A 24418-nucleotide genomic window follows, 5' to 3' on the forward strand; every position below is an offset into this window, starting at 1 on the left:
GACTGATTAAAGTATAGACGAAAAAAACGACTTGATGGGGGCGTTATTCTAGCAGGCTACTTATGTCTTCGCTCAGGTCAATGGCCTCTGCAATATCCATATCTGGGGATAATCCTACACGATCAAAAGCATGAATCGTGCTCCAATCGAGTTTGGCGTAGGGGTGATCGGTATTGGCGTGGCATTGTAAAACGGCCACGGTGACTAGGTCAGCATAATCCGCTTGTTCTATTTCACGGTCAAATTTAAGATATTGACTGGGAACATTCAAAATATCCTTAGGAAAGTGCCACGCTTTAAGGATGTGTGTGCCAATGACAGGGTGCAGTTTCTCCACGAGCTTATCTAATGCAAAGCCATCATTGAGCAAGGCGCTATTGTCTTCAGCGTATTTTAATACGGGTAGCGCCCCTATCTTATGAATTAAGCCTGCTAATAAGGCTTCTTCTGCATGAAGCTTGGTGTAATGGCTGGCTAATACGTGGCAAATGGAGGCTACCTCCGTACTTTGCTGCCAGATACTGCGCATACGTTTGTCGACCACATCGCTGGTGGCTTGGAATAGCTGTTCCATAGCTAACCCCATGGCGAGGTTGGATGTGAAGTTGATGCCTAGACGGCTAACGGCCGTCACAAGGTCAGTGACTTCGGATGGGGTTCTGATCAACGAACTGTTGGAGACTTTGATAATTCTAGCGGTCAGTGCGGCGTCTTTTATAATGAGATCAGCTAGCTGTGGAATGTTTGACTCTATGTCTTCTGCTAAGTCTCGCACTTTTAAACACACTTCCGGCAAGCTAGGCAGTACCAATGTGTCGTCTTTGATTTGTTGAATTAAGTCTTTAGCGACTGTTTCAAGTAAGCTTGCCATGGGCTGTCCTTGTTTAGGTGCCAGCCTAGTTTATAAGGCCTATTCGGGCTGGGCATCGATTACATCATAAGGTAAGGATAGCAGCTCTTGAGCAATGCCTTGGTTGTCCCCTAGGTAAAGTTTGGAAGATGATATTTCAGGTAATACTTTATCTTCTAGCACCACAAGTGCGTATTGCTGTTCGCTAGTTATAGTGGCATTTACCACCATTCCCACAGGGCTGTTTTTACCTTCAATAAATGCGTGGTCGCCGGCAGTTACGGTTGAACTTGGGTCAATGGAAAGTCGATACATGTGGCGCTTTAGCTTCCCAAGGTATTGCATACGAGCCACAATTTCTTGGCCTGTATAGCAGCCCTTATTAAAGCTGATGCCGTTATTTTGGTTAAGATTGATCATTTGAGGAATGAATTCGTCACTGGTTTTATCTGTAATATAACCAATACCATGATGAATTAAGTTCTGATTCCATAGTTTATTATTTGATAGTGTGCACTTACTTAAAAGGGGCTCTATGGTCTGCTTAGCCTGTTCTGCCTTCAAAAATAATTGAAAGCCTGCACCGTGGGGCAGTTTAACTAAAAAACCGCCATCTATCTGGGATTGTTCAAAATCTGAATGAGGGCAAGCCCCAAGCACGCTGCTTAATAACTGTTCAGATTGAGGGCCACTTAGACCTGCTAAAACATAATCTGTCGTCATCATTTTGCATTTAAAAAAGACCATGTACTTTTTCAAATGCTCTTGGGTTATTTGGGCTAGGCTGGCATGTAAAGCCATAAGGTATTGGTCTTGTCCTTGTTGATGTAGCTGAAAGCTACTGACCATACGCCCCTTGGCGTTACAACAGGCTCCGTTACGATATTGGCTGGAGGTGATATCGGTTAAATTACAGGTAAACTGACCTTGCATGAATTTGTGGCTATCTGGGCCCGATACCGACAATACGGTTTGATCTTCAATAGGGTGCAACATGCATTCTAGGGGAGAACTAGCACTGGGAAACGATGCAATATCAGACCAAAAAGATGACATGGGAAACTCCTAACCAATAGTCCGACTATTTTACTCGGGTTTACGGAATAGGGAAATCCCTGATTAAGAGAGTTTATCCCATTCTGAGTGGGTCAGTGGTATACTGCGCGGCAAATTTTATCCAGATTGATGTAGAGGTGCGTGTGTCTGAAGATCGCTCACAAATGACAGCTGAAGATTTAGCCATAGAAAAGAAACGCCTATGGTGGCATAGCCGTCGTGGCATGTTAGAGCTGGATGTTTTGCTATTACCATTCCTTGAAGAAGTCTACAGTGACTTAAGCGAAGAAGATCAAGCCAAATATCGCAGGTTACTTGATTGCGAAGACCCAGATCTATTTAAGTGGTTTATGCAGAATGGTCGCCCAGAAGATGAAGATCATGGCTACATGGTTGATATGATTATTAACCGTGTACGCGCCAAATAAATTTTCAATACGCAGATCTGCACTTTTAGTGCAGGTTCACTATGTTGTGCATATTTTGCTGTTATCAGCGAGTGCGCACAGTATGTTTGTGGTGGGCATTAAAGCAATAATATGGATTGCGCCTGTATTGCTTATACAGTGGTACTTCTTGATTCATTTGCGTCTAGGCCAATTTTTATTTTGTAAGTCTCGCCAGTGGCGTTTTGAACACAAGCAAACCTCGTTGCTTGTGGATGATGAATGGCATGATGTCAAACTGATCAACGCTCAAGTGTATCAACATTGTGTGATACTCACATTCCAATATTTAATGGACAACAATCAAAGATGGCTGCCACTTATCCATTGGGATGTGATTGCTTTTGATGCGTGTGAAGGTGAGTCATTTAGACAATTAAGAGCAATGTTACGTACAACATTAGGGCGAGAAGAAAGGCAAAAAAATGGAAACTGAATTCTGGTTAAGCAAATGGCAAAAAAATGAGATTGGCTTTCACCTAGCTAAGCCTCATCCTTGGTTAGTTGAGTTCTGGCCAAGGTTTACCCAAGATTCAACGGCTAAAAATGTATTTATTCCATTATGCGGTAAAACCCTTGATATTGATTACTTGCTGCAAAAAGGTCATAACATAACAGCGAATGAATTAAGCGAAGATGCTATCAAAGCAATGTTTGAACGGATTCAGCTTTCGCCTAGTATTACCAAGTGGGCTGGCGGTTTATGTTATCAAGCCGAAAATATTACCGTGTATGTGGGTGATTTTTTCAAGTTAGATGAACGTCACATCCATGATATTGATGTGGTTTATGATCGCGCTGCGATTATTGCTCTGCCGCCTCTTATGCGCAAAGATTATAGTCAACATATTATGGCGTTAACACTGGGTGCCCAGCAGTGCGTGATCACATTGGATTATGATCAAGCACTTATGAGTGGCCCACCATTTTCGGTCACACAAATAGAGCTGGAACAACATTACGCCAATAACTATGACATTGAGCCAATTAAGCACAATGACATTATCGAGCACGAACCCAAATTTAAACAGAATGGCTTGCCTTATTTAATGCAAGGTCTGTATCGCTTAACGGCGAAATCACACCCTTAGTGAGTGAATGTATTATGTTAAATATCGGCCGTTTCAACCAATTAAACGTGTTACGCCAATTGCCTCGTGGCTTACAATTAGACGGTGGAAAGTACGGTGAAATCTTACTACCTAAGCAATACCTAACCGACGAAATGGAGGTGGGTAGCTCGGTGAATGTATTTATTTATCGTGATAGCGAAGACCGCTTAATTGCCACCACACAAACACCACTTGCCATGGTCGGCGATTTTGCTTACTTAAATGTTGTAGACGAAAGCCCTGTAGGGGCCTTCTTAGATATTGGATTGCAACGTGATATTTTAGTGCCATTTTCTGAACAAAATAATCGCTTAGAAAAAGGCCGCAAAGTATTGGTGCGCATTTATTTAGATGACTCTGAGCGTTTAACCGCATCAACCAAACTGGATACCTTTTTATACGATACTGATGAAACAAATGCCTATAAAACAGCAGAAGAAGTCAGCATAGTTGTTGGCCCTAAAACTGATTTGGGTATTAAAGTAATTGTAGATGGAACTTACTGGGGATTGATTTATCACTCGGATGTATTTCAGCCACTTAACCGTGGAGATAAACTGCAAGCTCATATTAAGCGTGTGCGCGAAGATCAAAAAATTGAAATTATTATTCAAAAGCCAGGTTTTGCCCGCGTAGAAGGCTTAGCTGGTGAGGTGTTGGAAGCATTGCAAGCAAAAGAAGGTTTTATTCCGTTAAGCGATAAAAGCGCACCTGACGACATTAAAAAAATGTTCAAGTGCAGTAAAAACAGTTTCAAGCAGGCCATAGGGACGCTATATAAACAAAGGCTGATTCGAATCGAAAAAGATGGCATTTACTTAGCTGAGTAAATTAACCATATAAAAAAACGCAAACCAAGGTTTGTGTTTTTTTATGTCTGAATAATTTGATTGCTTATAAACACTGCAGCTCAAACGTGGCTTGAAATTGGAAATTAGACTGGACTAAATGCCGTACGGCAAAAAATAAATCGAATGAATAACTGTTACCTAGCTCAATACATAGTTCATCGGCAATATCATCTAAATAGACTACTTTTTATTCGACACAGTGAATGCCGCCGAGATCAATGGCGAGTTTTCCGTTAATGAAAACCTATAAATCATCATTGCCAGGGAAATTAAAGCGGCCTCCAGCTTCATAAAAAAGCGAAAGATGATTGCAAAGTGGCTAGATATGGGGTCACCTAGATAACATCGCCTATTAATGACTTGAATAACAGCCCCATGAGTATCCTTATTCATGGGGCTTTTTAAGTGGCTTTAAAGCTAATTGAGGTTGGTACTGGCAATAAAATTGGTACATATTACTGAAGGTTTCTGGGTGTGATTTCTCGTAATCTTCCCATTGATCTAAATCGCAAAAGTTATAATTTTCACCAATAAAATCTTTAAAAGCTTGTTTAAGCATATTGTCTAAACTTGAAAATCCTAAAAATGTTAATTGATGATGGGAACATAGAGTTTTAATGGTTTTAGGCGTAAAGCCAACTTCAAATTCATGAAGCAATAAATCTACCACCCCACTCATACTATAAAAGTCATTTGACTCAGTGATTAAGTGTTTATTTTTGATTTTATTCTCTGAGAAAATGACATGACGTAAGATACGAATATCTTGCTCATTATTTTCAATGCCGCCATGTTTGTATTGATCCCTAATATCATAAACGGATTGACGCGCCCGCTGACTATATAAAGATAGCTTCATAAAGCCATTGGGTTTTAAATTCATTAGTAAGTTTTCAAGAGCACAATGATATTGTGGGATATGGTGTAATACCCCGGAACATTCAATAATATCAAATGCATTTTGTTGTTTTCCTAGTCGAGTTAAATCAGCTAAATAGAAATCGATATTATCGATACCAAACTCTGCGGATTTTTTATAAGCATAATCTAAACTAGTTTGACTAATATCGATAGCCGTAACATTGGCTTGATAAAAGTATTTGGCTACATTCAGTGCATGTCTTCCCGTGCCACAGCCTGCCACCAATATATCTAATGGTTGAGTTAATAATTTTTCAGGAATATTAATCCACGGAAATTCATGCTGAAGAGCACGTCCGTAATTGGTCATGTTTCTGTTGTCTAAACTTTGCCACCTAGGGTAGGGGAAGCGTTCATACTGCCCTTTTACTTTGTGGTGATCGACTGATGGCATTTTAGTCAATGATTTAAATTCATGTTGTTTTTCATAGAGTAAGCTGTCATGAGCAAGCTTAATTTCAAAACTAATAGCAGGCCAACTATCATCAGAAAAAGAAAATAAGGTTTTATATTGCCCTAATGAGTACCAAGATTCATACATAGAAAACAACATCAGTGCACCAGAAATATCAGTTGGCGTGCATCCTGATAATTCTAATGATTGGTCCACCATGTTTTTCAAAGCCAAAATCATAGAGCGTTCTGCTTCAGAATAAGGCAACAGGAACTCATTCTTAATCTGATATTGGCAGATGGCTTCACATAACGGAATGTATTGATTAATTAATCGACCTTTTTTACTTGCATGAGTCAAAAGTTCTTGTCGAATGGCAATGATTAATTTTTCAAGTAACTCATTTTTTATGATGGTTTTTCTGAGTGTATCTAATAATAAGGTGCAGCTTGCCATATCATTAAACGAGGCTGCGCTACCCTGATGATTCAGCTGAAATTTAAATATTAGTACGCTGCAACAAAGATGTGACAAATTATCTAAGTTGACGTCATCCCATGACAAGTAGGTAATGAGGTCTTGCTCAAGCTCTTTATCATAATAATCAGCCACTAAGCCTTTAGCGCTTTCTAATAATCGACTTTTTACCTGTATATCTTGAGTTTGCGTTTTTACAAGCTGGCGATAAAGCTGAAAAGCCTCAATCTGACGACCTTGTTCGGCAATGGTATAGGCTAAACTGACATCTGCTCGTGTTTGTTTAGGTGCAAGCTCAATCGCTTTTCTGAACGCCTTTTCAGCATATTCAAGGTCGTGCAATGCAAGGGCTACATGCCCTGCGCTATACCAATAGCCAGCATTTTCTGGCTCTAACACTAAAGCTTGTTTGATATATGCTTGTGCTAGCTCAAACTGACCTGATTCAAGCTCAATTCGGGTTAATAGGTTTAAGCACTCCGTCTCAGCGGAATAAAGTTCCAGTGCCTGTTTAATGATTGATCTGGCTTGTTGTAATGACTCTGAGCGAACAGGGTCCTCATGAGAAGACACAGAGTCATTAAATAAAACAAATGCTTGTTTTTTTAATTCAGATAATTGCTTAAGTGCGTGTTTGCTAATCTTCTGTAATGGTTTGTCAGAAGTCTGATTACTTAAAGCCATAGCTCAATCCTTTCGCTCCTAATTTAAAGCGATGAAAATGATGCTTAGCTACAAGCACAGCTTGTGCCATATATAAAATCACAATAAAATCAATAGCTTACGTTAATTTTAGGTTTTTTTTAGGCAAGTGATTGCCGCTTGATTTAAGGATGTCATCCGCTTTTTTAGTGGGGAGGAGGTAAAAACACACACAAACTAAATTTATTATTAAAGAAATTGAATGAGTAGCCGTTTACATAATAGAAGTAACCGGAGGCAATGAGTATGTATACAAAAGGCGCAAAGGAATACAGTCAAGTCAGTTTGCAAACGGAGGTCATGGAAGCAGACCCCCATAAATTGATTCAACTACTACTAGAAGGTGCTTTAACTCGATTATCCATGGCTAAAAACTATATCGAGAAAAAAGACTTTGCCGCAAAAAATGAAAAGATAGGTCGGGCCATAGATATCATCTGTGCGTTACAAGAATCCCTTGATCATGAGCGTGGTGGTGAAATCAGTGCAAACCTAGAAAGGTTATATGATTATATGTCTAGGCGCCTTTTTGAGGCTAATAGCAATAATGATGCAGAGATAATCAATGAAGTAATGGGGCTGTTGTCAGAAATAAAATCAGGCTGGGAAGGTATACGAGCCAGCTATGAAGATATTAAAGGTCAGGGGAAAATCGATACAAGCGTGCAAAGTAGTCATTTATCGGTTTAATTTTGTTTAGATGAATACAGCCAACTTAAAGGGTCTAATTAAGGCCCTTTTTTGATTTTATATAGATTCCCTCTAAGATTTTTTTTAAAAACTAATCGTTACACTTATATGACAGTTGAGTTTCTAGAAAAAAATTAATAAAAAGGGGTTTACAGGTGATAGAAATTTTGTCACAAATGAACTATGTCAATAAAGCAAAGAACATTTTGCTTTAATTGATTCAATAAAAAAAATAATAAGACTATTTTTCGTCATTTATTTGACCTAATCAAGCACATCGACTTTACTAGTACTAACTAGTCAAATTATCGACGATAAATCGGCTTTAAAATGATGAAAAAACTCAAGGAAAAGGTGCACCATGTGGCGAGAAATTAAAGTCCTGTTGGTGGATGATAACGAGCAACGTCAACATGACATGCGCGTTTTATTAGATTTTTTGGGCGAAGAATCATTTAGTAGTGCTACTGCAAATTGGCGAGAAGTCGTCGAGGGGAATGATGATCCTAGTCGTATAGTTGCCTTTTTAGTTGGTGACTCAAATAAAAAAACATTATCCAGTTTATTTAATGAAATAAATGAATGGGATAAGGGAATGCCAATCATTTACATCGGGGATCAAGATCTACCTTCAGAGCTTTCCGATGATGTTCGCAGAAGTATTATTTCGCAAGTTAAAACCCCACCAAGTTATAATAAATTATTAGATAGTTTGCATCGGGCGCAAATATACCGTGAACACTTTTCGCAAAACAGAGTGCGAGGAGAACGTCGCCCTGTTCAGCTATTTCGTTCACTTGTTGGAACAAGCCGCCAAATTCAATATGTCCGAGAACTCATGCATCAAGTGGCGGACAAAAGCGTCACCGTTTTAATTACAGGGGAAAGTGGAACAGGTAAAGAAGTTGTTGCGCGTAACCTTCATTATCACAGTACTCGTAGAGATGCGCCCTTTGTCCCTGTAAATTGTGGGGCTATTCCAAATGAATTAATTGAAAGTGAATTATTTGGTCATGAAAAAGGTGCATTTACAGGGGCCATTACATCACGAAGCGGTCGCTTTGAAATGGCGGAAGGTGGAACACTATTTTTAGATGAAATAGGCGACCTTCCTTTAAATATGCAGGTGAAATTATTACGTGTATTGCAAGAACGCACTTACGAAAGAGTGGGTGGAACAAAAACGTTGCATACCGATGTGCGAATCATAGCCGCCACCCATAAAGACTTAGATGCCATGGTGGCAGATGAGACTTTTCGCGAAGACTTGTATTATCGTTTAAATGTATTTCCAGTAGAAATGCCAGCATTGCGTGATCGCAGAGAAGATATTCCTCTATTACTTAATGAATTAATTTCGCGGATGGAAAATGAAAAACGCGGCTCTATTCGTTTTAATAGTGCTGCAATCATGTCCCTATGTCGACATGATTGGCATGGTAATGTTCGTGAGTTAGCGAACCTTGTTGAGCGGTTAGCTATCTTACATCCTTATGGTGTAATAGGGATTCCGGAATTACCGAAAAAATTCTGCCATGTAGATGACGGAGATGAAGATGAAAGCCGTATGCAAGAGCCTGTTATCTTACCAAGTGAGCCGGGCCTTGTTGGTTTAGATACACCTGCATTGCTACCGGTTAACGGAATAGATTTAAAAGATTACTTAACCAACCTAGAACGCTCCTTAATTCAGCAAGCATTAGATGATGCGTGCGGTGTAGTGGCGCGAGCAGCTGAAAAATTACGCATACGAAGAACGACTTTAGTCGAAAAGATGCGTAAATATGGCTTACAACGAAAAGAAAAAGAACACGCCGAAGAACTTGATGAATAATTTATAAAGCCCGAAAGGGCTTTTTTTTTGCCTCTAATCCCCCCTTATAATCTCATTACTTCTAACGTGATATGTCATTTATATACTATCTAATTATAAAAAAATAAGACGGCACACTATTTGCCATTAACCCTATAGTTATTCCTATTAGCCATTAATTTGGCTCAATGATCGACTTTAGGTGTGAAGTATATGACGGCTTATATTGAGATCCCCCAAGAAGTCCAGCCCAAAGAGGGTTTGCGTCAAGCATTTGAATTATTCAATCAAATGTCAAAAGAACTAACCGATAGTTATAGCAAACTTGAAAATCAAGTGCATACATTATCCGGTGAACTGGCTGAGGTCAGTGCTGCACGTATTAAAGAACTCAAAGAAAAAGAACGCCTAGCGGACCGATTACATAGTTTGCTTCAGTTATTACCAGGTGGCGTTGTTGTGTTAGATGGAAATGGGCGAGTGCAAGAAAGTAATCGTGCTGCACACTCAATGTTAAATCATGATGGTTTGCAAGGTCAGTTATGGCGTAGTGTTATTAGTCAGTATTTTCGACCAAGAGAAGACGATGGACACGAAGTATCATTAATAAATGGTCGACGTTTAAGTATCCAAACTTCCAGTTTAGAAAATGAGCCAGGTCAAATTGTTTTAATGACAGACCAAACAGAAACACGGGAATTACAGGCAAAACTGGCTCGTCACCAAAGGCTCATGGCCATGGGAAAAATGGTGGCTAGCCTTGCCCATCAAGTGAGAACACCATTAGCGGGAGCTATGTTGTATAGCCAACATTTAGCTAACGATAACTTGGAAAGTGAAACTCGCATTAAGTTTTCTAAAAAATTGGGTCGCCAGTTAAAAAATATAGAGGCACAAGTACGCGATATGCTCATATTTGCTCGTGGCAGTGCGCCTTTAAACCAACGAATTAATCAACAAGATTTAATTCAGCTGGTTATGGAGGCAAAAAATATCTTGCATAAGCAATATCAGGCAGAAATTGATATATCAAGTGAATACTCGGATAGCCAAATTCAGTGCCATGAAGAAAGTTTAATCGGAGCAATTCAAAATCTGATTTCAAATGGGATAGAAGCAGCTGAAGAGTTTTGTGATTCAGCCAAAATTCAAGTGCATATTTGTGTTAAAGAAAATTATTTGTACATATCGGTTTGCGATAACGGCCCAGGATTAAATGCCAATGTTAGTGAAAAAATTACCGAGCCATTTTATACAACAAAAAGTAATGGAACGGGTTTGGGCTTACCTGTTGTTAATGCCGTTGTTCGTGCCCATTACGGTAAATTAACTTTCTTTAATCGTGAACAAGGGGGGGCTTGTTTTGTTATGGCATTGCCTATTAGCCATCAAGAAGTTAATAAGGAGGTGGATAATGAAACTATTTAAGATGCTAGTGGTAGAAGATGATTCTCAATTAAGAGAAGCCATCGTCGATACCTTGCAATTAGAAGGTATTAAAACGCTGGAAGCCAATAGTGCAGAATCGGCTATAGAGTTGTTAAAAAACCAGTCAGTTGACATGGTGCTATCAGATATCAGCATGGGAGCATTGTCGGGTTTTGATTTACTTAATCACGTAAAAAGCCAATATCCTACTACCCCTATGGTACTTATGACTGCTTTCGGAGAGGTAGAAAAAGCAGTACAGGCTATTCAGCAAGGGGCAATGGATTATCTTGTTAAGCCATTTGAAGTTAATGTGTTAGTGGAAACCGTCAATCAATTCCGTAATCAAAATGGTGACGCTGGAAGTAGCAATGACCCAGTAGCCCAAGACCCATCAAGTAAAGCACTTTTAAAATTAGCAAAACAAGTGGCAGATAGCGAAGCAACTGTATTAATTAGTGGTGAAAGTGGAACAGGTAAAGAAGTATTAGCACGTTATATTCATCAAAATAGTCCAAGGAAGTCAGGGCCATTTATTGCAATAAACTGTGCAGCTATTCCAGAAAATATGTTGGAATCCACATTGTTTGGTTATGAGAAAGGTGCTTTTACTGGTGCTTATAACAGCATGCCGGGCAAGTTTGAGCAAGCTCAAGGTGGCACCTTATTACTTGATGAAATTAGTGAGATGGAAATTGGCTTGCAAGCAAAAATATTAAGAGTCCTGCAAGAGCGTGAAGTTGAGCGTCTCGGTGGGCGAAAAACCATTCCATTGGACGTGAGAATTTTAGCTACTACCAACCGTAATTTATTAGAATATGTCAGTGAGAAAAAATTTCGTGAAGACCTATATTACAGACTAAGCGTTTTCCCATTACAGTGGAAGTCGCTGCGTCAACGCCCTCAAGATCTATTGCCAATCGCTGAACGCCTGCTAACTAAGCATTGCAAAAAGCAAAATAAGCCCACGTTAATATTTGATGAAAGTGCCCAGTATAAATTACAACAACATAATTGGCCCGGTAATGTGCGTGAACTTGATAATGTTATCCAGCGAGCGCTGATTATTCAAACTGGCCATAGTATTACGGCAAGTGACATTGTTTTGAATATGGAGCCCATGAGCAACACTCATGTGCCTAGCCATTTTTCAGGTTTGGATATGGAAGTGCCCAGTGAATCATTGGTTGAATCAGTACCACAAGATGCCTTAGGAGATAATTTAAAGCAAACCGAATACACATTGATTTTGGATGCTTTGAAACATGAAAAAAATAAAAAACGAGCCGCTGAAAAGTTAGGCATCAGCCCCAGAACCCTAAGATACAAAATGGCCAAAATGCGCGAACAAGGAATTGATATACAAAGGCAATTACTAACTTAGGCGAAATATGGAATTGGCCTATGTTATGCAAATAATACGAACAGTAATTAAAAAATGTCAGGAAGACGTCTTTTAAGTAAGTAGGGCACAGAAGCCACCTCCCAGTGGCATTTAATTGGCTTACGATTGGGTTTATCGAGGTATATATGGTTGATCGTGCAGATATTAATAGCGTACTTTCACAATTACGAGAGGTGCGCTCTCAAATAAAATCCCCCAATGAAGTGCCTACTTCAGCAGCGGATCGTTTAGCGCAAGAAGTAGATAAACTGCAAAATCAAAGCGCTAATTACCCAAATATCGAAGCTGATCCCAATGTCCCTGACTTTCAAACCATGTTTGGCAACGCCATTAATAATGTTAATGAGCAGCAAATGCAAAGCTCTGAATTACGCACACGGTTTGAAAAAGGTGACCCTATGGTGGACTTACCAGAGGTAATGATTGCCGCGCAAAAAGCCAGTGTTTCCTTTGACGCAATGAAGGAAGTGCGAAACAAACTGGTCGAAGCATATAAAGACATCATGAATATGCCTGTTTAATAATATGTTGAATAATTCATTCGTCTACGCAGTTAAGGTTATCTAACATGGCCACAGAGAACGTACCGGCAGAAGCAGGACGAAGCCTGCCAATGGAATCGGACCCTAATGCCGAGGGAACTGCCGATTCTTTCAATGAGACTCTGCCAGATGCAATGGATGCCAGTGAAATAAACCCTATTATGATGGGCTTTAATAAGCTCACAATCGTACGTCAAATTGCACTACTGATGGGGTTTGCGGGATTACTGGCGTTAGGAATAGGGGTTGTAATTTGGTCACAAGAAACACTATACCGTCCCTTAATCAGCAATCTAGAAGATTTTAACGCTAAAGAAATACTTCACATATTAGATGAATCAGGGCTCGATTATCGCATTAATCCCACCACAGGTATTGTTACCGTTCCGGAAGAAGATATTCATGAAGCACGTCTTGCATTGGCACCGGTATTAGCCGAAGTTGAAGATACCATAGGCTTAGAGTTACTTGATAAAGAACAGGGCTTGGGCACCAGTCAATTTATAGAAAGTGCGCGCTATCGCCGTGGCTTAGAAGGGGAACTTGCTAGAACCATCTCTAGTTTACAAAGTGTTAGAAATGCACGTGTTCACTTAGCCTTACCTAAACAATCTGTCTTTGTTAGGGATGATCGAGAACCTAGGGCTTCTGTATTTCTAGAAATATATGGCGGGAAAGGATTAAAAGAAGCACAAGCCGAGGCCATCATCAATTTGGTGGCCAGCAGTATTCCACAATTACCTGTTGAAAACGTCACATTAGTTGATCAAAAAGGGAATTTACTCAGCAAGGATGACAAAACAAACGAAGATATCCTAGCGGCTAAACAATACCAATTTACCCGCAAACTTGAAGACAACCTATCATCACGTGTGCAACGCATTTTAGAACCTGTCTTGGGCGTTGAGAATTTTCAAGCAGAAGTCACAGCCGACTTAGATTTTACCGCAGTCGAACAAACACAAGAACTATATAACCCAGACTTAATCGCATTACGAAGCGAGCAGACATTAGACGAAGAAAGCATAAACAAACCAGATGGTGGAGTGCCTGGAGCATTGTCAAATCAGCCACCAGGGGCCGCTGAGGCTCCAGAGGTGGCTGGAGCTGGTGCTGACGGAACAGGTCAGCCGCTTGAGCGTCGAAGTGAAGCCACAAGAAACTATGAAGTTGATCGAACTTTGAGCCATACTCAGCATCAGGTAGGCAAAGTACGCCGCGTTACCGTCTCGGTTGCGGTGAATGATCGTAGTCGTGTTAACCCACAAACGGGGGTAAATGAAGCAGTGCCGTGGTCTGTTGAAGAGCTAGCTCGGCTCGAATTACTAGTGAAGGATGCAGTAGGTTTTAGTGCGGCCCGTGGCGATAGCGTCAGTGTTGTGAACAGTGCCTTCCTAGGAGGCCCACAAGAACTAGGTGAGCCTGAATTCTGGCGTCAGCCATGGTTCTGGGAAATCGTTAAACAAGTTTTAGCCGGTCTATTTCTACTTATAGTGATATTCGGTGTCATTCGCCCAATCGTTCGAAATCTTATTGAGCGCGGCAAAATGGATGAAAATGCTGAAATCGAAGGTGAGCTGGACGAACTCGGAAGCAGTGATGATTTATTTGGAGATGACAAAGTGACCTTGGCTGGGGCTGATGAATTTCTTTTACCGGGTGCCTCTGAAGGCTTTGAGCGTCAACTGGATGCTCTACGTGGATTAATTGCAGAAGACCCAGCTAGGGTAGCGCAAGCATTTAAGAAATGGGTGAACAATGCCGAATGATGATGCAAAACAAGCAGTAGATCAGGGTCAAGCACCTGCGCCAAAAGGTGAACTTTCTACCTTAGACCACAAAGAGCGCGCTGCTATTTTGTTGATGAGTTTAGGGGAGAAAGATGCCGCAGAGCTGTTAAAACATCTTGGACCAAAAGAAGTACAAGCAGTGGGTGCTACTATGGCCCAATTAAAAGACATTACTCAGTCCCAAGTGGAAGGGGTTGTGGCGGAATTTCTAGACAGTCTTTCAGGGCAAACAGGTTTGGGTTTAGGAGCAGATGAATACATCCGAAGCATGCTTACCCAAGCTTTAGGCGCAGATAAAGCCGGCGGCTTAATAGATCGAATATTACTAGGGGGCAATACTACCGGTCTTGATACCCTTAAATGGATGGAGAGCCGTGCGGTTGCCGATGTTATTCGACATGAACATCCACAAATTCAAGCCATTGTAATTGCTTATTTGGAGTCGGATCAAGCCGCTGAAATCTTATGCAACTTCGATGAAAAAGTGCGATTAGATATCATGATGCGAGTTGCATCGTTACAAGCTGTGCAGCCAGCTGCCTTACAAGAACTCAATGATATTCTTGAAAAACAATTCTCTGGTAATCAAGGTCAGCAAACCACACAAATGGGTGGTGTCAAAGTTTCTGCTGGCATCATTAATAATTTAGACAGTACATTAAGCGCCGAACTTCTTGATCAAATTAAAGAAGTGGACGAAGAAATGGGCGTACAAATTCAAGATCTAATGTTTGTGTTTGAGAACCTCATTGAAGTAGACGATAGAGGCATACAAGTACTTCTTCGAGAAGTATCGGGTGACTTGCTTACTATTGCGCTTAAAGGTGCAGATGAAGATCTTAAAGAAAAAATATTCAAAAATATGTCTAAACGAGCAGCAGAACTTCTACGTGATGACTTAGAAGCGAAAGGCCCTGTGAAGGTCAGTGAAGTAGAGAATGCACAAAAAGAAGTATTGACTATTGCAAGACGAATGGCCGATGCAGGAGAAATCGTATTAGGCGGCGCTGGCGGCGAACAAATGCTGTAGCAACTAGTGTCGAGCCTATAAAAAGAGTGTTGTAAGTATGACAGAGCGTCGTCAAAGAATACCTGCTGATGAAGTGAAAGACTCTAAGCGATGGAACTTACCATTTTGGACAGAACCCAAAAATGTGGTTCATAGTGAAGAGCCTGAAAATGAAGAAGTAGTTATTGAAGAAGAGGAAATTGAAGTTGAACCGCTTACTGCTGAGCAACTCGAATGCATTCGTCAAGAAGCCTATAACGAAGGGTTAGAACAAGGCTTAATAGAAGGTCGGCAAAAAGGGGAAAAGTTAGGATACGATGAAGCATACGAAGAAGGAAAAAAATCGGGTGAAACACAAGGTCAAAAGTTAGGCTTTGACGCCGGATTTGAGCAGGGTGAGAAACAAGCCTTAACAAATACGACAAAAGAACAAGAAGCCATTTCAAAACGCTATGAAGCCGTTTTAGAACAATTAACACAAGAGTTAACTGAGCAGAAAACGATATTATCAAACACGGTACCTGATATTATTTTGGCGATTGCAAAGGCGGTCATTACCGAAGAACTTACACAAGGTAGTGAGCACATTGTTTCGTTGGTTGATCAAGCATTGCAATCATTACCTTTGGATTGTGGTGAAATCAAAATAGAAGTAAACCCGCAAGACCTACCTTTTGTTGAAGCGGCCATAGAGCAAGGTAAATTTGAAGGGCAAGTCATTTCAAAAGAAGCCATAGAGGCGGGAGGATGCCGCGTTCATACTCGCTACAGTACTGTCAATTTCACGTTAAGTGAGCGCTGGAAAACCATTGAAAAACAATACCACCATCAAGTTCAATTATCGCTAAACCATGATGAAGATACTCTAATTGATGAAAAATCCGAACAACCTGAGGTTATGAAAAAAGTCACACAAGTATCTGAGAACGAAGACTCGCCTAAAGAAGAAATAGAACATACCCAAAACAGTAAAATCGAAACACAAAATGCTGATGATTCAACACCGGACGACATTGCAAGTCCCTCCAACTTAGACAATAACACTTCTGATCAAGCATTGGATGTAAATAGTGAAGACCATGAGCCTAAAGACACTTAACTGGTTAAAAGAGAAGGGTGAATACCAATGCCAACCTGTGGTGTCTGGTCAATTAACACGCATGGTAGGCCTTGCCATGGAAGCGGTTGGCTGCAAAGTAAAAGTTGGAGATCGTTGCTGGGTCGAGCAAGGCCGAGAACAAATTGAAGCTGAAGTGGTTGGCTTTGATCGTGATAAATGTTTTTTGATGCCAATAGAGCCTGTGCAAGGGTTGTCTACAGGGGCAAGAGTCACCCCTATTTTAGATGGTGACCAAATTCCTGCGGGAGATGGATTGTTAGGGCGGGTATTGAATGGCGCAGGCACACCACTAGATGGCTTAGGCGAAATCGTTAGCGATCAACATTTAACTTTAGAAGGCAAAATAATCAACCCAATGCAGCGTGCACCTATCCGCGAAATAATGGATGTGGGCATTCGAGCCATTAACGCGTTATTAACAGTGGGAAGAGGCCAGCGCATGGGGTTATTTGCAGGTTCTGGTGTTGGTAAAAGTATGTTGCTGGGCATGATGACTCGTTTCACCACAGCCGATGTCGTGGTTGTTGGGTTGGTAGGTGAGCGTGGACGAGAAGTACAAGAATTTATTCAAGATATTCTAGGTGAAGAGGGACTGAAACGCGCGGTTGTGATTGCAAGTCCAGCCGATGATAGCCCTATTATGCGAATGCGAGCAGCCTCACTCAGTACAGCTATTGCAGAATCGTTTCGTGATGAAGGTAAGGATGTATTATTGCTAATGGATAGTCTGACTCGCTACGGTCAAGCGCAGCGTGAAATTGCGCTTGCTGTTGGTGAGCCTCCTGCAACAAAAGGTTATCCGCCCTCAGTGTTTGCTAAAATTCCAAAGTTAGTTGAACGTACAGGTAATGGCCCTGTTGGTGGAGGCTCCATAACAGCCTTTTATACGGTACTAACAGAAGGAGATGACCTGCAAGACCCTATTGCAGATTCAGCACGAGCTATTTTAGACGGACATGTGGTTCTTAGTCGTCGAATCGCAGAAGAAGGGCAATATCCAGCAATTGATATAGAAGCTTCCATTAGTCGGGCAATGCCACAAATAGTGGCCCCTAATACGCTCAAGGACGCGCAGCGATTCAAATATTTGTACAGTTTATACCAACAAAATAAAGATTTGCTGAGTGTGGGTGCTTATAACCCGGGTAGTAATCCTGAATTGGATATGGCGGTGCGACTAAACCCTGTTATGAAGGCATACCTTGCTCAAGATCTGGATCAATCCATATCATTACAAGAAAGTTTAGACGGACTCAACATGATATTAAATGAAGCCCTTGGCAGAAAACCAGAGGTGGCCCAGTGAGTCGTGAACGGGCCAAGCGTCTACAGCCTCTTATACAAATAGCTAAAAATGCTGTCAATGAAGCACTGAGTTACATGGGAGCATTACAACAAAAGCTCAATAGTGAAGAACAAAAAAGCGACACCCTCAAACAATACCAGCAGGAATATCAAGAAAACTTCAAGACTCAGGCAAGCATCAAGGTCTCAGGGCTGCAAATTCAACAATTTGAATCCTTTATGGTACAAATTGATGATGCTATTTCTCAGCAAAACAATCATATCTTTCAAGTTAAAGAGCAACTAAAAAAAGCTCAGTCAATTTATCAAACATTAAATCAAAAGCTTAAGAGTTATGAAAAGTTGGAAAACCGACTCAACGCCCAAGCGATAGCGTCAGAAAACCAACAGTTACAAAAGTTTTTAGATGAAATTAGCGCACATCAGCATCGGCTTCATAGCTCATAGATATTTAGTTAAATATTTTCATTACTCTCTTATCAAACCTTAAATTTTGGGTCTAACATTAATTTAAATGACTCTTTGGCAGTTAAAATAATGGACTTGGAAAAAATAGACTTAGGTACCCGCTGTACCATAGTCAAAGCAGAGGAGCTGCATGTACAAATGGAAAGTCTAATCCAATCAGGTGTTGATGTTGAAATTCAATCCTCTAACGTTGAACAAATCGATACTTCCGCTTTGCAGCTTCTCTATAGTTTTCATCAGGCTTTAGAACAAGACCACCGTAAGGTGACTTGGCCAGATCCGTCTGAGCAAGTAGTGGCGACGGCAAAATTATTGGGTATAGACGCTCATATTGGCATTAGCGGAAACTAAATCAGGAGACCTACTTATGGCAAAAATATTAGCAGTGGATGATTCAGCTTCAATGCGTCAAATGGTGAGTTTTACACTAAAAGGTGCCGGACATGACGTTGTAGAGGCCAGTGACGGAAGCGAAGCCTTAAGAATTGCACAAGGACAAGGGGTCGACTTAGTGTTAAGCGACGTCAATATGCCAAACATGAATGGTATAGAGCTTTGCAAAAATCTGCGTCAATTACCTAATTATAAATTTACACCTATTTTAATGCTGACCACTGAATCAGCGGGTGATAAAAAAATGGAAGGTAAAAGTGCGGGGGCAACAGGCTGGATTGTAAAACCATTTAACCCAGACCAGTTACTGACTACCATTAAAAAAGTATTAGGTTAAGCCAATGAGTATTGATCTCAGCCAGTTTCATCAAGTTTTCTATGAGGAAAGCTACGAAGGTTTAGATGCCATGGAGCAAGGCTTGCTAGATCTTGATCTAGTGGACCCAGATGCTGAAGTTATCAATACAATATTTCGTGCGGCTCACTCAATGAAAGGCGGAGCGGGTACGTTTGGTTTTACGCATGTCGCTGAATTTACTCACGTATTAGAAACCCTATTGGATCAAATTCGCTCAGGACAGCGAGCAATGAGCCAAGGTATTCAAAATTTACTCCTCACTAGTGTGGATTGTATTCGTGGCTTAATGCAAGGATTACAATCAGGTGCAGAGGCAGATCTAACAGATGCTCACGACTTAAAGCAACAATTTGAAGCCATATTAAGTAATGAAACACCAGCCGATGTTAGTGATGAGACTATTGATACCAATCAAACCTCCGTGGAAGAAGAGACAGGTGGCAGTGGTTGGCATATACGATTTATTCCTGAATTAACCTTATTACAAACGGGTAATGAACCTGTACGCATGTTTCGCCAATTAGCCGACGCATGTGATGGCCAAATGAAAATATCAGTGGACACTACAAGATTGCCAGTGTTTACCAGTATGGACCCAGAAATGTGTTATTTAGTCTGGGAAGTGCAAGTTGATAAAGCAATTGATAGGTCTGTCATTGATGAAATATTTGAATGGGTGATTGATGATGCTGAAATTATTATTACTCCTTTAGGTGAATCCAGTGTAATTAAAGAGGTTGTCGAGCCTGTACCGCAAGCAATACAACCTAAAGAAGAAAAAACGCTTAGTAAACCAGTAGAAAAAGAAAAACCGTCGACGAAACAACCCGCTAAAACACAAGAAAGTTCATCCATTCGCGTGAGTATAGATAAAGTAGATAGCTTGATAAATATGGTGGGCGAACTGGTAATTACTCAATCCATGCTTGGTCAACTAGGCCAAAATTTTGATATTACCCGTGTACAAAGATTACAAGAAGGTCTTGCCCAGTTAGAGCATAACACCCGCGAATTACAGGAAAGCGTCATGAAGATTCGCATGATGCCCATTAGCTTTGTATTCAGCCGATTCCCTCGTTTAGTTCGGGATGTCAGCATCTCATTAGATAAAAAAATCAATCTTGAAATGTCTGGTGAAAATACAGAACTAGATAAAACAGTAATGGAAAAAATAGGTGATCCAATGGTTCATCTAATACGCAATTCCATAGACCATGGAATAGAGATGCCTGCAGATCGAATTGCTGCAGGAAAAGCAGAAACAGGCACTGTAAAGTTAGATGCTTATCATCAAAGTGGTAACATTGTTATAGAAATTAAAGATGATGGTGCCGGCCTAAATACTGATCGTATATTACAAAAAGCCATTGAAAATGGATTGGTCGCAGAAGGGGCTAATTTATCCCAAGAGCAAATATTTGATCTGATATTCCAACCAGGATTTTCAACCGCAGATGTCGTTAGCGATTTATCAGGCCGTGGTGTAGGTATGGATGTTGTCCGTAGAAATATTGCAGCACTAAATGGTTCCATAGAAGTAAGTTCAGAGCGAGGAAAGGGCTCACGTTTTGTGATTCGACTTCCTTTAACACTGGCCATATTAGATGGTCAGCTCGTACAAGTAGGGAAAGAAATATATATTTTCCCTCTGGTCAGTATTGTTGAATCTATTCAACTCGATGATCTGTCAATTAATAATGTCGGTGGCCATAGCGATGTATTGCAATTACGCGATGAGTATGTGCCCATCGTACACCTTGACGATATTTTTAATATTGCAAATGAAAAACGACCAATTGAAGAATCCATTATCGTTGTAGTTGAAACAGACGGGGAAAAAATTGGCGTAGTGGTGGATGAACTTCTTGGCCAACAGCAAGTGGTTATTAAAAGTTTGGAAGAAAACTACAAACGAGTGGATGGAATATCAGGTGCCACCATTTTAGGTGATGGCACAGTAGCATTAATTGTGGATATTAGCAGTTTAACTAAAATGAGTGGCGCTTCATCAAAAATTATAGATGGCAGCCATAAAGCCGCATAACGGAATATCGAGCGTATGAGTGAAGTAAGCGAAATAATCGATACAGAAGTATCTTCCGCACAAGATGATGGCATATTAACTGAGCAGTATCTGACTTTTATTATGTCGGGTGAAGAATATGGTGTCGATATTTTAGCGGTTCAAGAAATTCGTGGATGGGAGTCGGCTACTCCTATTCCCAATAGCCCGAAATTTATTAAAGGTGTTATAAATCTACGGGGGACGATTGTTCCAATAATAGATCTTCGCCAACGCTTTGATTTGGCAGAAATTGAATATGGTGATGAGACCGTCGTTGTTGTATTAAGAATATATACACAAAATGGAACTCGAACCATGGGGATCATTGTCGATGCAATCAGTGATGTATATGACGTACCTATTGGCGATGCACGGAATACTGGGATGGGTGACAACCAAAATTCAAATTTTATTAAAGGACTCGTAACAGTAAATAAACACATGGTGATTTTGTTAGAACTTGAAAACCTTTTGACGATTGAAGATTAGGCGGAACTGAAATGGATAGTATAAAGCGGATGAGTATACAGTATAAATTTATCGCACCATGGTTATTTCCTGTTGTAGGGCTGATTTATGCCTTTATAAGCATACCATCAGAGTATTCAGGAAATGCTTTATTAGTATTAAGTTTATTATGTGCAATGGGGATAATTTCCAGTTGGGTTTATGCTCATCGGTTTTTAATGGTATTAGCCTTTGCAACACGCAGTGCTAATGCGACGGCAAATGGAGATTATTCCTATGAGCCAGAAATGAAAGGAAAAGATGAATTAGCAAAATTAATATATACCATGGTTAATTTGCGCAATACAGTAAAAGGTTTGTTTTTAGATAAAAAAGAAGAGAACGTAACTGATACTGATACAGCCTTAATAAAAGAAAATTCAGCAAAGGTTGATGCGATTGATAAGGTTCAAGCCGTTATTGAATTTAATATGGATGGGACAATTTTACATGCAAATGAAAACTTCCTGAAAACAGTTGGCTATTCAATAGATGAAATAAAGGGTAAGCATCATAGTATTTTTGTTGATTCTGAATATAAGGAAAGTCATGACTATAAGATGTTTTGGCAGAAATTAAATAATGGCGAATTTGAATCTTCAGAATATAAACGATTTGGTAAGAATGGAGCAGAGGTTTGGATACAAGCATCTTACAATCCAATTTTTGATGAAGCAGGAAAACCATATAAAGTAGTTAAATATGCAACTAATATCACACAACAAAAAATAGATAACATGAGTAATGCTAGGATTAGACGTGCTCTTGATTCGTGCGCAGAATCCTGTTTGATGGTAGCTGATGAAGATTACAACCTTGTTTACACAAATAAGGGTGTACAAGACATGTTTATCGATGCTGAATCAGATATTAAACAATCAATACCGAGTTTTTCCTCAGATAGAGTGCTGGGTCAGAATATTGATATTTTCCATAAAAATCCAAGCTATCAAAGAGGAATGCTAGATAACTTACATTCCAGTCATAGCGCCCAGCTTGAATTAGGCGCACGTACGTTTAAATTAATTGTTAATCCAATTTTTGATCAAAATCAAAAAAGAATAGGAACCGTAGTTGAGTGGACAGATAAAACGGAACAACTGTCATTTGAAAAAGAGCAAAAACGTATGGCAGATGAAAACGCCCGTGTTCGTTTAGCACTAGATGCGTGTTCATCTAATACAATGATTGCGGATAATAACCAAGACGTGATTTATACCAATGAGGCTGTTTCAAGAATGTTACAGATAGCCGAGTCAGATGTGAAAAAAGACCTGCCTAATTTCTCAGCTACAAAAGTCTTGGGTAGTAATATAGATATATTTCATAAAAACCCAGCCCATCAGCGTTCAATGTTGAATGCATTAAAAGATACTTATCGTACTCAAATTGTTGTAGGTGGACGGACTTTCTCGCTAATTGCCAACCCAATTATAAGCGCAGAAGGTGAGCGACTTGGAACGGTTGTCGAATGGAATGATCGTACAGAAGAGGTAGCAGTTGAAAAAGAAGTGGATGCAATCATTGAAGGCGCAGGGAAAGGTGACCTGAGCCGACGTGCAGCCATGGATGATAAATCTGGCTTCTTTAAAAACCTATGCATGGGTTTGAATCAATTGATGAGTATCTCAGAGAATGTCATTAATGACACGGCACGTGTATTAGATGCCATGGCTCACGGCAAGTTAGATGAGAGAATTGAAGCTGATTATGATGGTATCTTTGGCAAGCTTAAACAGGATGCAAATGCCACGGGAGAACGTTTAACCGATGTTATTGGTCGTATTCGCGAATCCGCAAGCACAGTCAGCACAGGTTCTAATGAAATAGAGCAAGGTAATATAGATTTAAGTCAACGTACTGAGGAGCAAGCTTCAAGCCTAGAAGAAACGGCATCAAGTATGGAGCAAATGACCAGTTCAGTTCGTCAAACCTCTGAAAATGCATCTCATGCGAATGACCTTGCTGCCAATGCGCAAGATAAGGCTCAAAAAGGTGGTGAAGTGGTTAGTAAAGCGGTTGGGGCCATGGAAGAAATTAATTCTTCCAGTAAAAAAATAGCGGATATCATCGGAGTGATTGATGAAATTGCTTTCCAAACAAACTTATTAGCACTCAACGCAGCAGTAGAAGCAGCAAGAGCAGGTGAGCAGGGTAAAGGTTTTGCAGTAGTAGCAGGAGAAGTAAGAAACTTGGCCCAACGCTCTGCGGGTGCTGCAAAAGAAATCAAGGACTTGATTCGCGATAGTGTTGAAAAAGTTGATAACGGTACTGATCTTGTCAATAAGTCAGGCCAAACACTTGCTGAAATTGTGGGGGCAGTTGAAAAAGTTACCACTATGATAAAAGAAATCAGTGCCGCTTCAGAAGAGCAAGCCAGTGGTATTGAGCAAGTGAACAAAGCCATTAGTCAAATGGATGAAATGACACAGCAAAATGCGGCGTTAGTAGAAGAAGCATCTGCTGCCAGTGAGACGATGACAGAGCAAGCGAAAAGTATGCTTGATTTGGTTGGGTTCTTTAAAATGGCCAATGGTTCTGATATTGGACATATGCCAACACAATCTAGGATGACAACGGATTCAACTTCTGTATCTTCAGGAAATGTAAGTTCTATTTCGAAAACCGCGCACCCCTCTAAACCACCTGCGGTAAGTCGCCCTACGGTAACTGATGATGATGATGATTGGCAGGAATTTTAGAAGATAACACTATG

The 24418-nt window shown here is 40.3% G+C and carries 22 protein-coding genes; 19 read left to right on the plus strand and 3 right to left on the minus strand.

The window, feature by feature from the left end:
• Window positions 1–43: 43 nt before the first annotated feature.
• Entirely contained in the window at window positions 44–871 is an 828-nt protein-coding gene (locus tag ABWV45_RS08060; RefSeq protein WP_353350478.1) for an HDOD domain-containing protein, read from the minus strand.
• 39 nt (window positions 872–910) lie between these two features.
• Window positions 911–1906 (minus strand): CAF17-like 4Fe-4S cluster assembly/insertion protein YgfZ, encoded by a 996-nt coding sequence (ygfZ, locus tag ABWV45_RS08065; RefSeq protein WP_353350480.1) that lies wholly within the window; start codon window positions 1904–1906, stop codon window positions 911–913.
• Between the two features lie 143 nt (window positions 1907–2049).
• Between ygfZ and ABWV45_RS08070 the strand changes: the two genes are divergently transcribed.
• Genes ABWV45_RS08070 through ABWV45_RS08085 form a run of 4 tightly spaced genes read left to right on the plus strand, consistent with a single transcriptional unit; the run spans window position 2050 to window position 4294 of the window.
• The gene (locus ABWV45_RS08070; protein ID WP_502914669.1) at window positions 2050–2334 is read left to right on the plus strand and encodes an FAD assembly factor SdhE; all 285 of its coding nucleotides are present in this window, start codon (window positions 2050–2052) and stop codon (window positions 2332–2334) included.
• Window positions 2335–2380: 46 nt separating this feature from the next.
• A complete protein-coding gene (locus ABWV45_RS08075; protein ID WP_353350482.1) occupies window positions 2381–2788 on the plus strand; it encodes a hypothetical protein in 408 nt (135 codons plus the stop codon).
• Window positions 2778–3443 (plus strand): thiopurine S-methyltransferase, encoded by a 666-nt coding sequence (gene tmpT, locus ABWV45_RS08080; protein ID WP_353350484.1) that lies wholly within the window; start codon window positions 2778–2780, stop codon window positions 3441–3443. Before ABWV45_RS08075 ends, tmpT begins: the two co-directional genes overlap by 11 nt.
• A gap of 14 nt (window positions 3444–3457) precedes the next feature.
• Window positions 3458–4294, plus strand: coding sequence for a CvfB family protein (locus ABWV45_RS08085; RefSeq protein ID WP_353350486.1), 837 nt, complete (start codon window positions 3458–3460; stop codon window positions 4292–4294).
• Window positions 4295–4700: 406 nt separating this feature from the next.
• On the opposite strand, the gene ABWV45_RS08090 is transcribed toward ABWV45_RS08085, so the two are convergent.
• Complete coding sequence (locus ABWV45_RS08090; RefSeq protein ID WP_353350488.1) at window positions 4701–6791, minus strand: methyltransferase domain-containing protein; 2091 nt, start codon at window positions 6789–6791, stop codon at window positions 4701–4703.
• A gap of 258 nt (window positions 6792–7049) precedes the next feature.
• Here ABWV45_RS08090 and fliS point away from each other — a divergent pair, with 258 nt between their 5' ends.
• The 15 genes from fliS to ABWV45_RS08165 all read left to right on the plus strand — a co-directional run bounded on the left by fliS (window position 7050) and on the right by ABWV45_RS08165 (window position 24404).
• A complete protein-coding gene (gene fliS, locus ABWV45_RS08095; RefSeq protein WP_353350490.1) occupies window positions 7050–7499 on the plus strand; it encodes a flagellar export chaperone FliS in 450 nt (149 codons plus the stop codon).
• A gap of 361 nt (window positions 7500–7860) precedes the next feature.
• Complete coding sequence (locus tag ABWV45_RS08100; protein ID WP_353350492.1) at window positions 7861–9333, plus strand: sigma-54 dependent transcriptional regulator; 1473 nt, start codon at window positions 7861–7863, stop codon at window positions 9331–9333.
• Between the two features lie 192 nt (window positions 9334–9525).
• The gene (locus ABWV45_RS08105; protein ID WP_353350494.1) at window positions 9526–10740 is read left to right on the plus strand and encodes a sensor histidine kinase; all 1215 of its coding nucleotides are present in this window, start codon (window positions 9526–9528) and stop codon (window positions 10738–10740) included.
• A complete protein-coding gene (locus ABWV45_RS08110) occupies window positions 10727–12124 on the plus strand; it encodes a sigma-54-dependent transcriptional regulator (protein WP_353350496.1) in 1398 nt (465 codons plus the stop codon). The genes ABWV45_RS08105 and ABWV45_RS08110 overlap by 14 nt, the downstream gene beginning before the upstream one ends.
• 146 nt (window positions 12125–12270) lie before the next feature.
• Window positions 12271–12666 carry a flagellar hook-basal body complex protein FliE gene (gene fliE / locus ABWV45_RS08115; RefSeq protein WP_353350498.1) on the plus strand — a complete coding sequence of 132 codons (396 nt, stop codon included), beginning with the start codon at window positions 12271–12273 and terminating at the stop codon, window positions 12664–12666.
• 47 nt (window positions 12667–12713) lie between these two features.
• On the plus strand, window positions 12714–14456 hold the full coding sequence (gene fliF / locus ABWV45_RS08120) for a flagellar basal-body MS-ring/collar protein FliF (protein ID WP_353350500.1): 1743 nt from the start codon (window positions 12714–12716) through the stop codon (window positions 14454–14456).
• Window positions 14446–15507: a flagellar motor switch protein FliG gene (gene fliG, locus ABWV45_RS08125; protein ID WP_353350502.1), complete on the plus strand. Its 1062-nt coding sequence runs from the start codon at window positions 14446–14448 to the stop codon at window positions 15505–15507. The genes fliF and fliG overlap by 11 nt, the downstream gene beginning before the upstream one ends.
• A 37-nt stretch (window positions 15508–15544) precedes the next feature.
• Window positions 15545–16585 (plus strand): flagellar assembly protein FliH, encoded by a 1041-nt coding sequence (locus ABWV45_RS08130; protein ID WP_353350504.1) that lies wholly within the window; start codon window positions 15545–15547, stop codon window positions 16583–16585.
• A complete protein-coding gene (fliI, locus tag ABWV45_RS08135; protein WP_353350506.1) occupies window positions 16566–17912 on the plus strand; it encodes a flagellar protein export ATPase FliI in 1347 nt (448 codons plus the stop codon). Before ABWV45_RS08130 ends, fliI begins: the two co-directional genes overlap by 20 nt.
• Window positions 17909–18358 carry a flagellar export protein FliJ gene (gene fliJ / locus ABWV45_RS08140; protein ID WP_353350508.1) on the plus strand — a complete coding sequence of 150 codons (450 nt, stop codon included), beginning with the start codon at window positions 17909–17911 and terminating at the stop codon, window positions 18356–18358. Before fliI ends, fliJ begins: the two co-directional genes overlap by 4 nt.
• Window positions 18359–18448: 90 nt before the next feature.
• Window positions 18449–18730, plus strand: a complete 282-nt coding sequence (locus ABWV45_RS08145; RefSeq protein ID WP_353350510.1) for an STAS domain-containing protein — start codon at window positions 18449–18451, stop codon at window positions 18728–18730.
• Window positions 18731–18746: 16 nt separating this feature from the next.
• Window positions 18747–19109, plus strand: a complete 363-nt coding sequence (locus tag ABWV45_RS08150) for a response regulator (RefSeq protein ID WP_353350512.1) — start codon at window positions 18747–18749, stop codon at window positions 19107–19109.
• A 4-nt stretch (window positions 19110–19113) separates the two neighbouring features.
• Entirely contained in the window at window positions 19114–21174 is a 2061-nt protein-coding gene (locus ABWV45_RS08155) for a chemotaxis protein CheA (protein ID WP_353350514.1), read from the plus strand.
• Between the two features lie 15 nt (window positions 21175–21189).
• On the plus strand, window positions 21190–21684 hold the full coding sequence (locus ABWV45_RS08160; protein ID WP_353350516.1) for a chemotaxis protein CheW: 495 nt from the start codon (window positions 21190–21192) through the stop codon (window positions 21682–21684).
• An 11-nt stretch (window positions 21685–21695) separates the two neighbouring features.
• A complete protein-coding gene (locus tag ABWV45_RS08165; RefSeq protein WP_353350518.1) occupies window positions 21696–24404 on the plus strand; it encodes a methyl-accepting chemotaxis protein in 2709 nt (902 codons plus the stop codon).
• Window positions 24405–24418 lie beyond the last annotated feature (14 nt).

The organism is Oceaniserpentilla sp. 4NH20-0058, from assembly GCF_040371755.1.
GTDB lineage: Bacteria > Pseudomonadota > Gammaproteobacteria > Pseudomonadales > Oceanobacteraceae > Bermanella.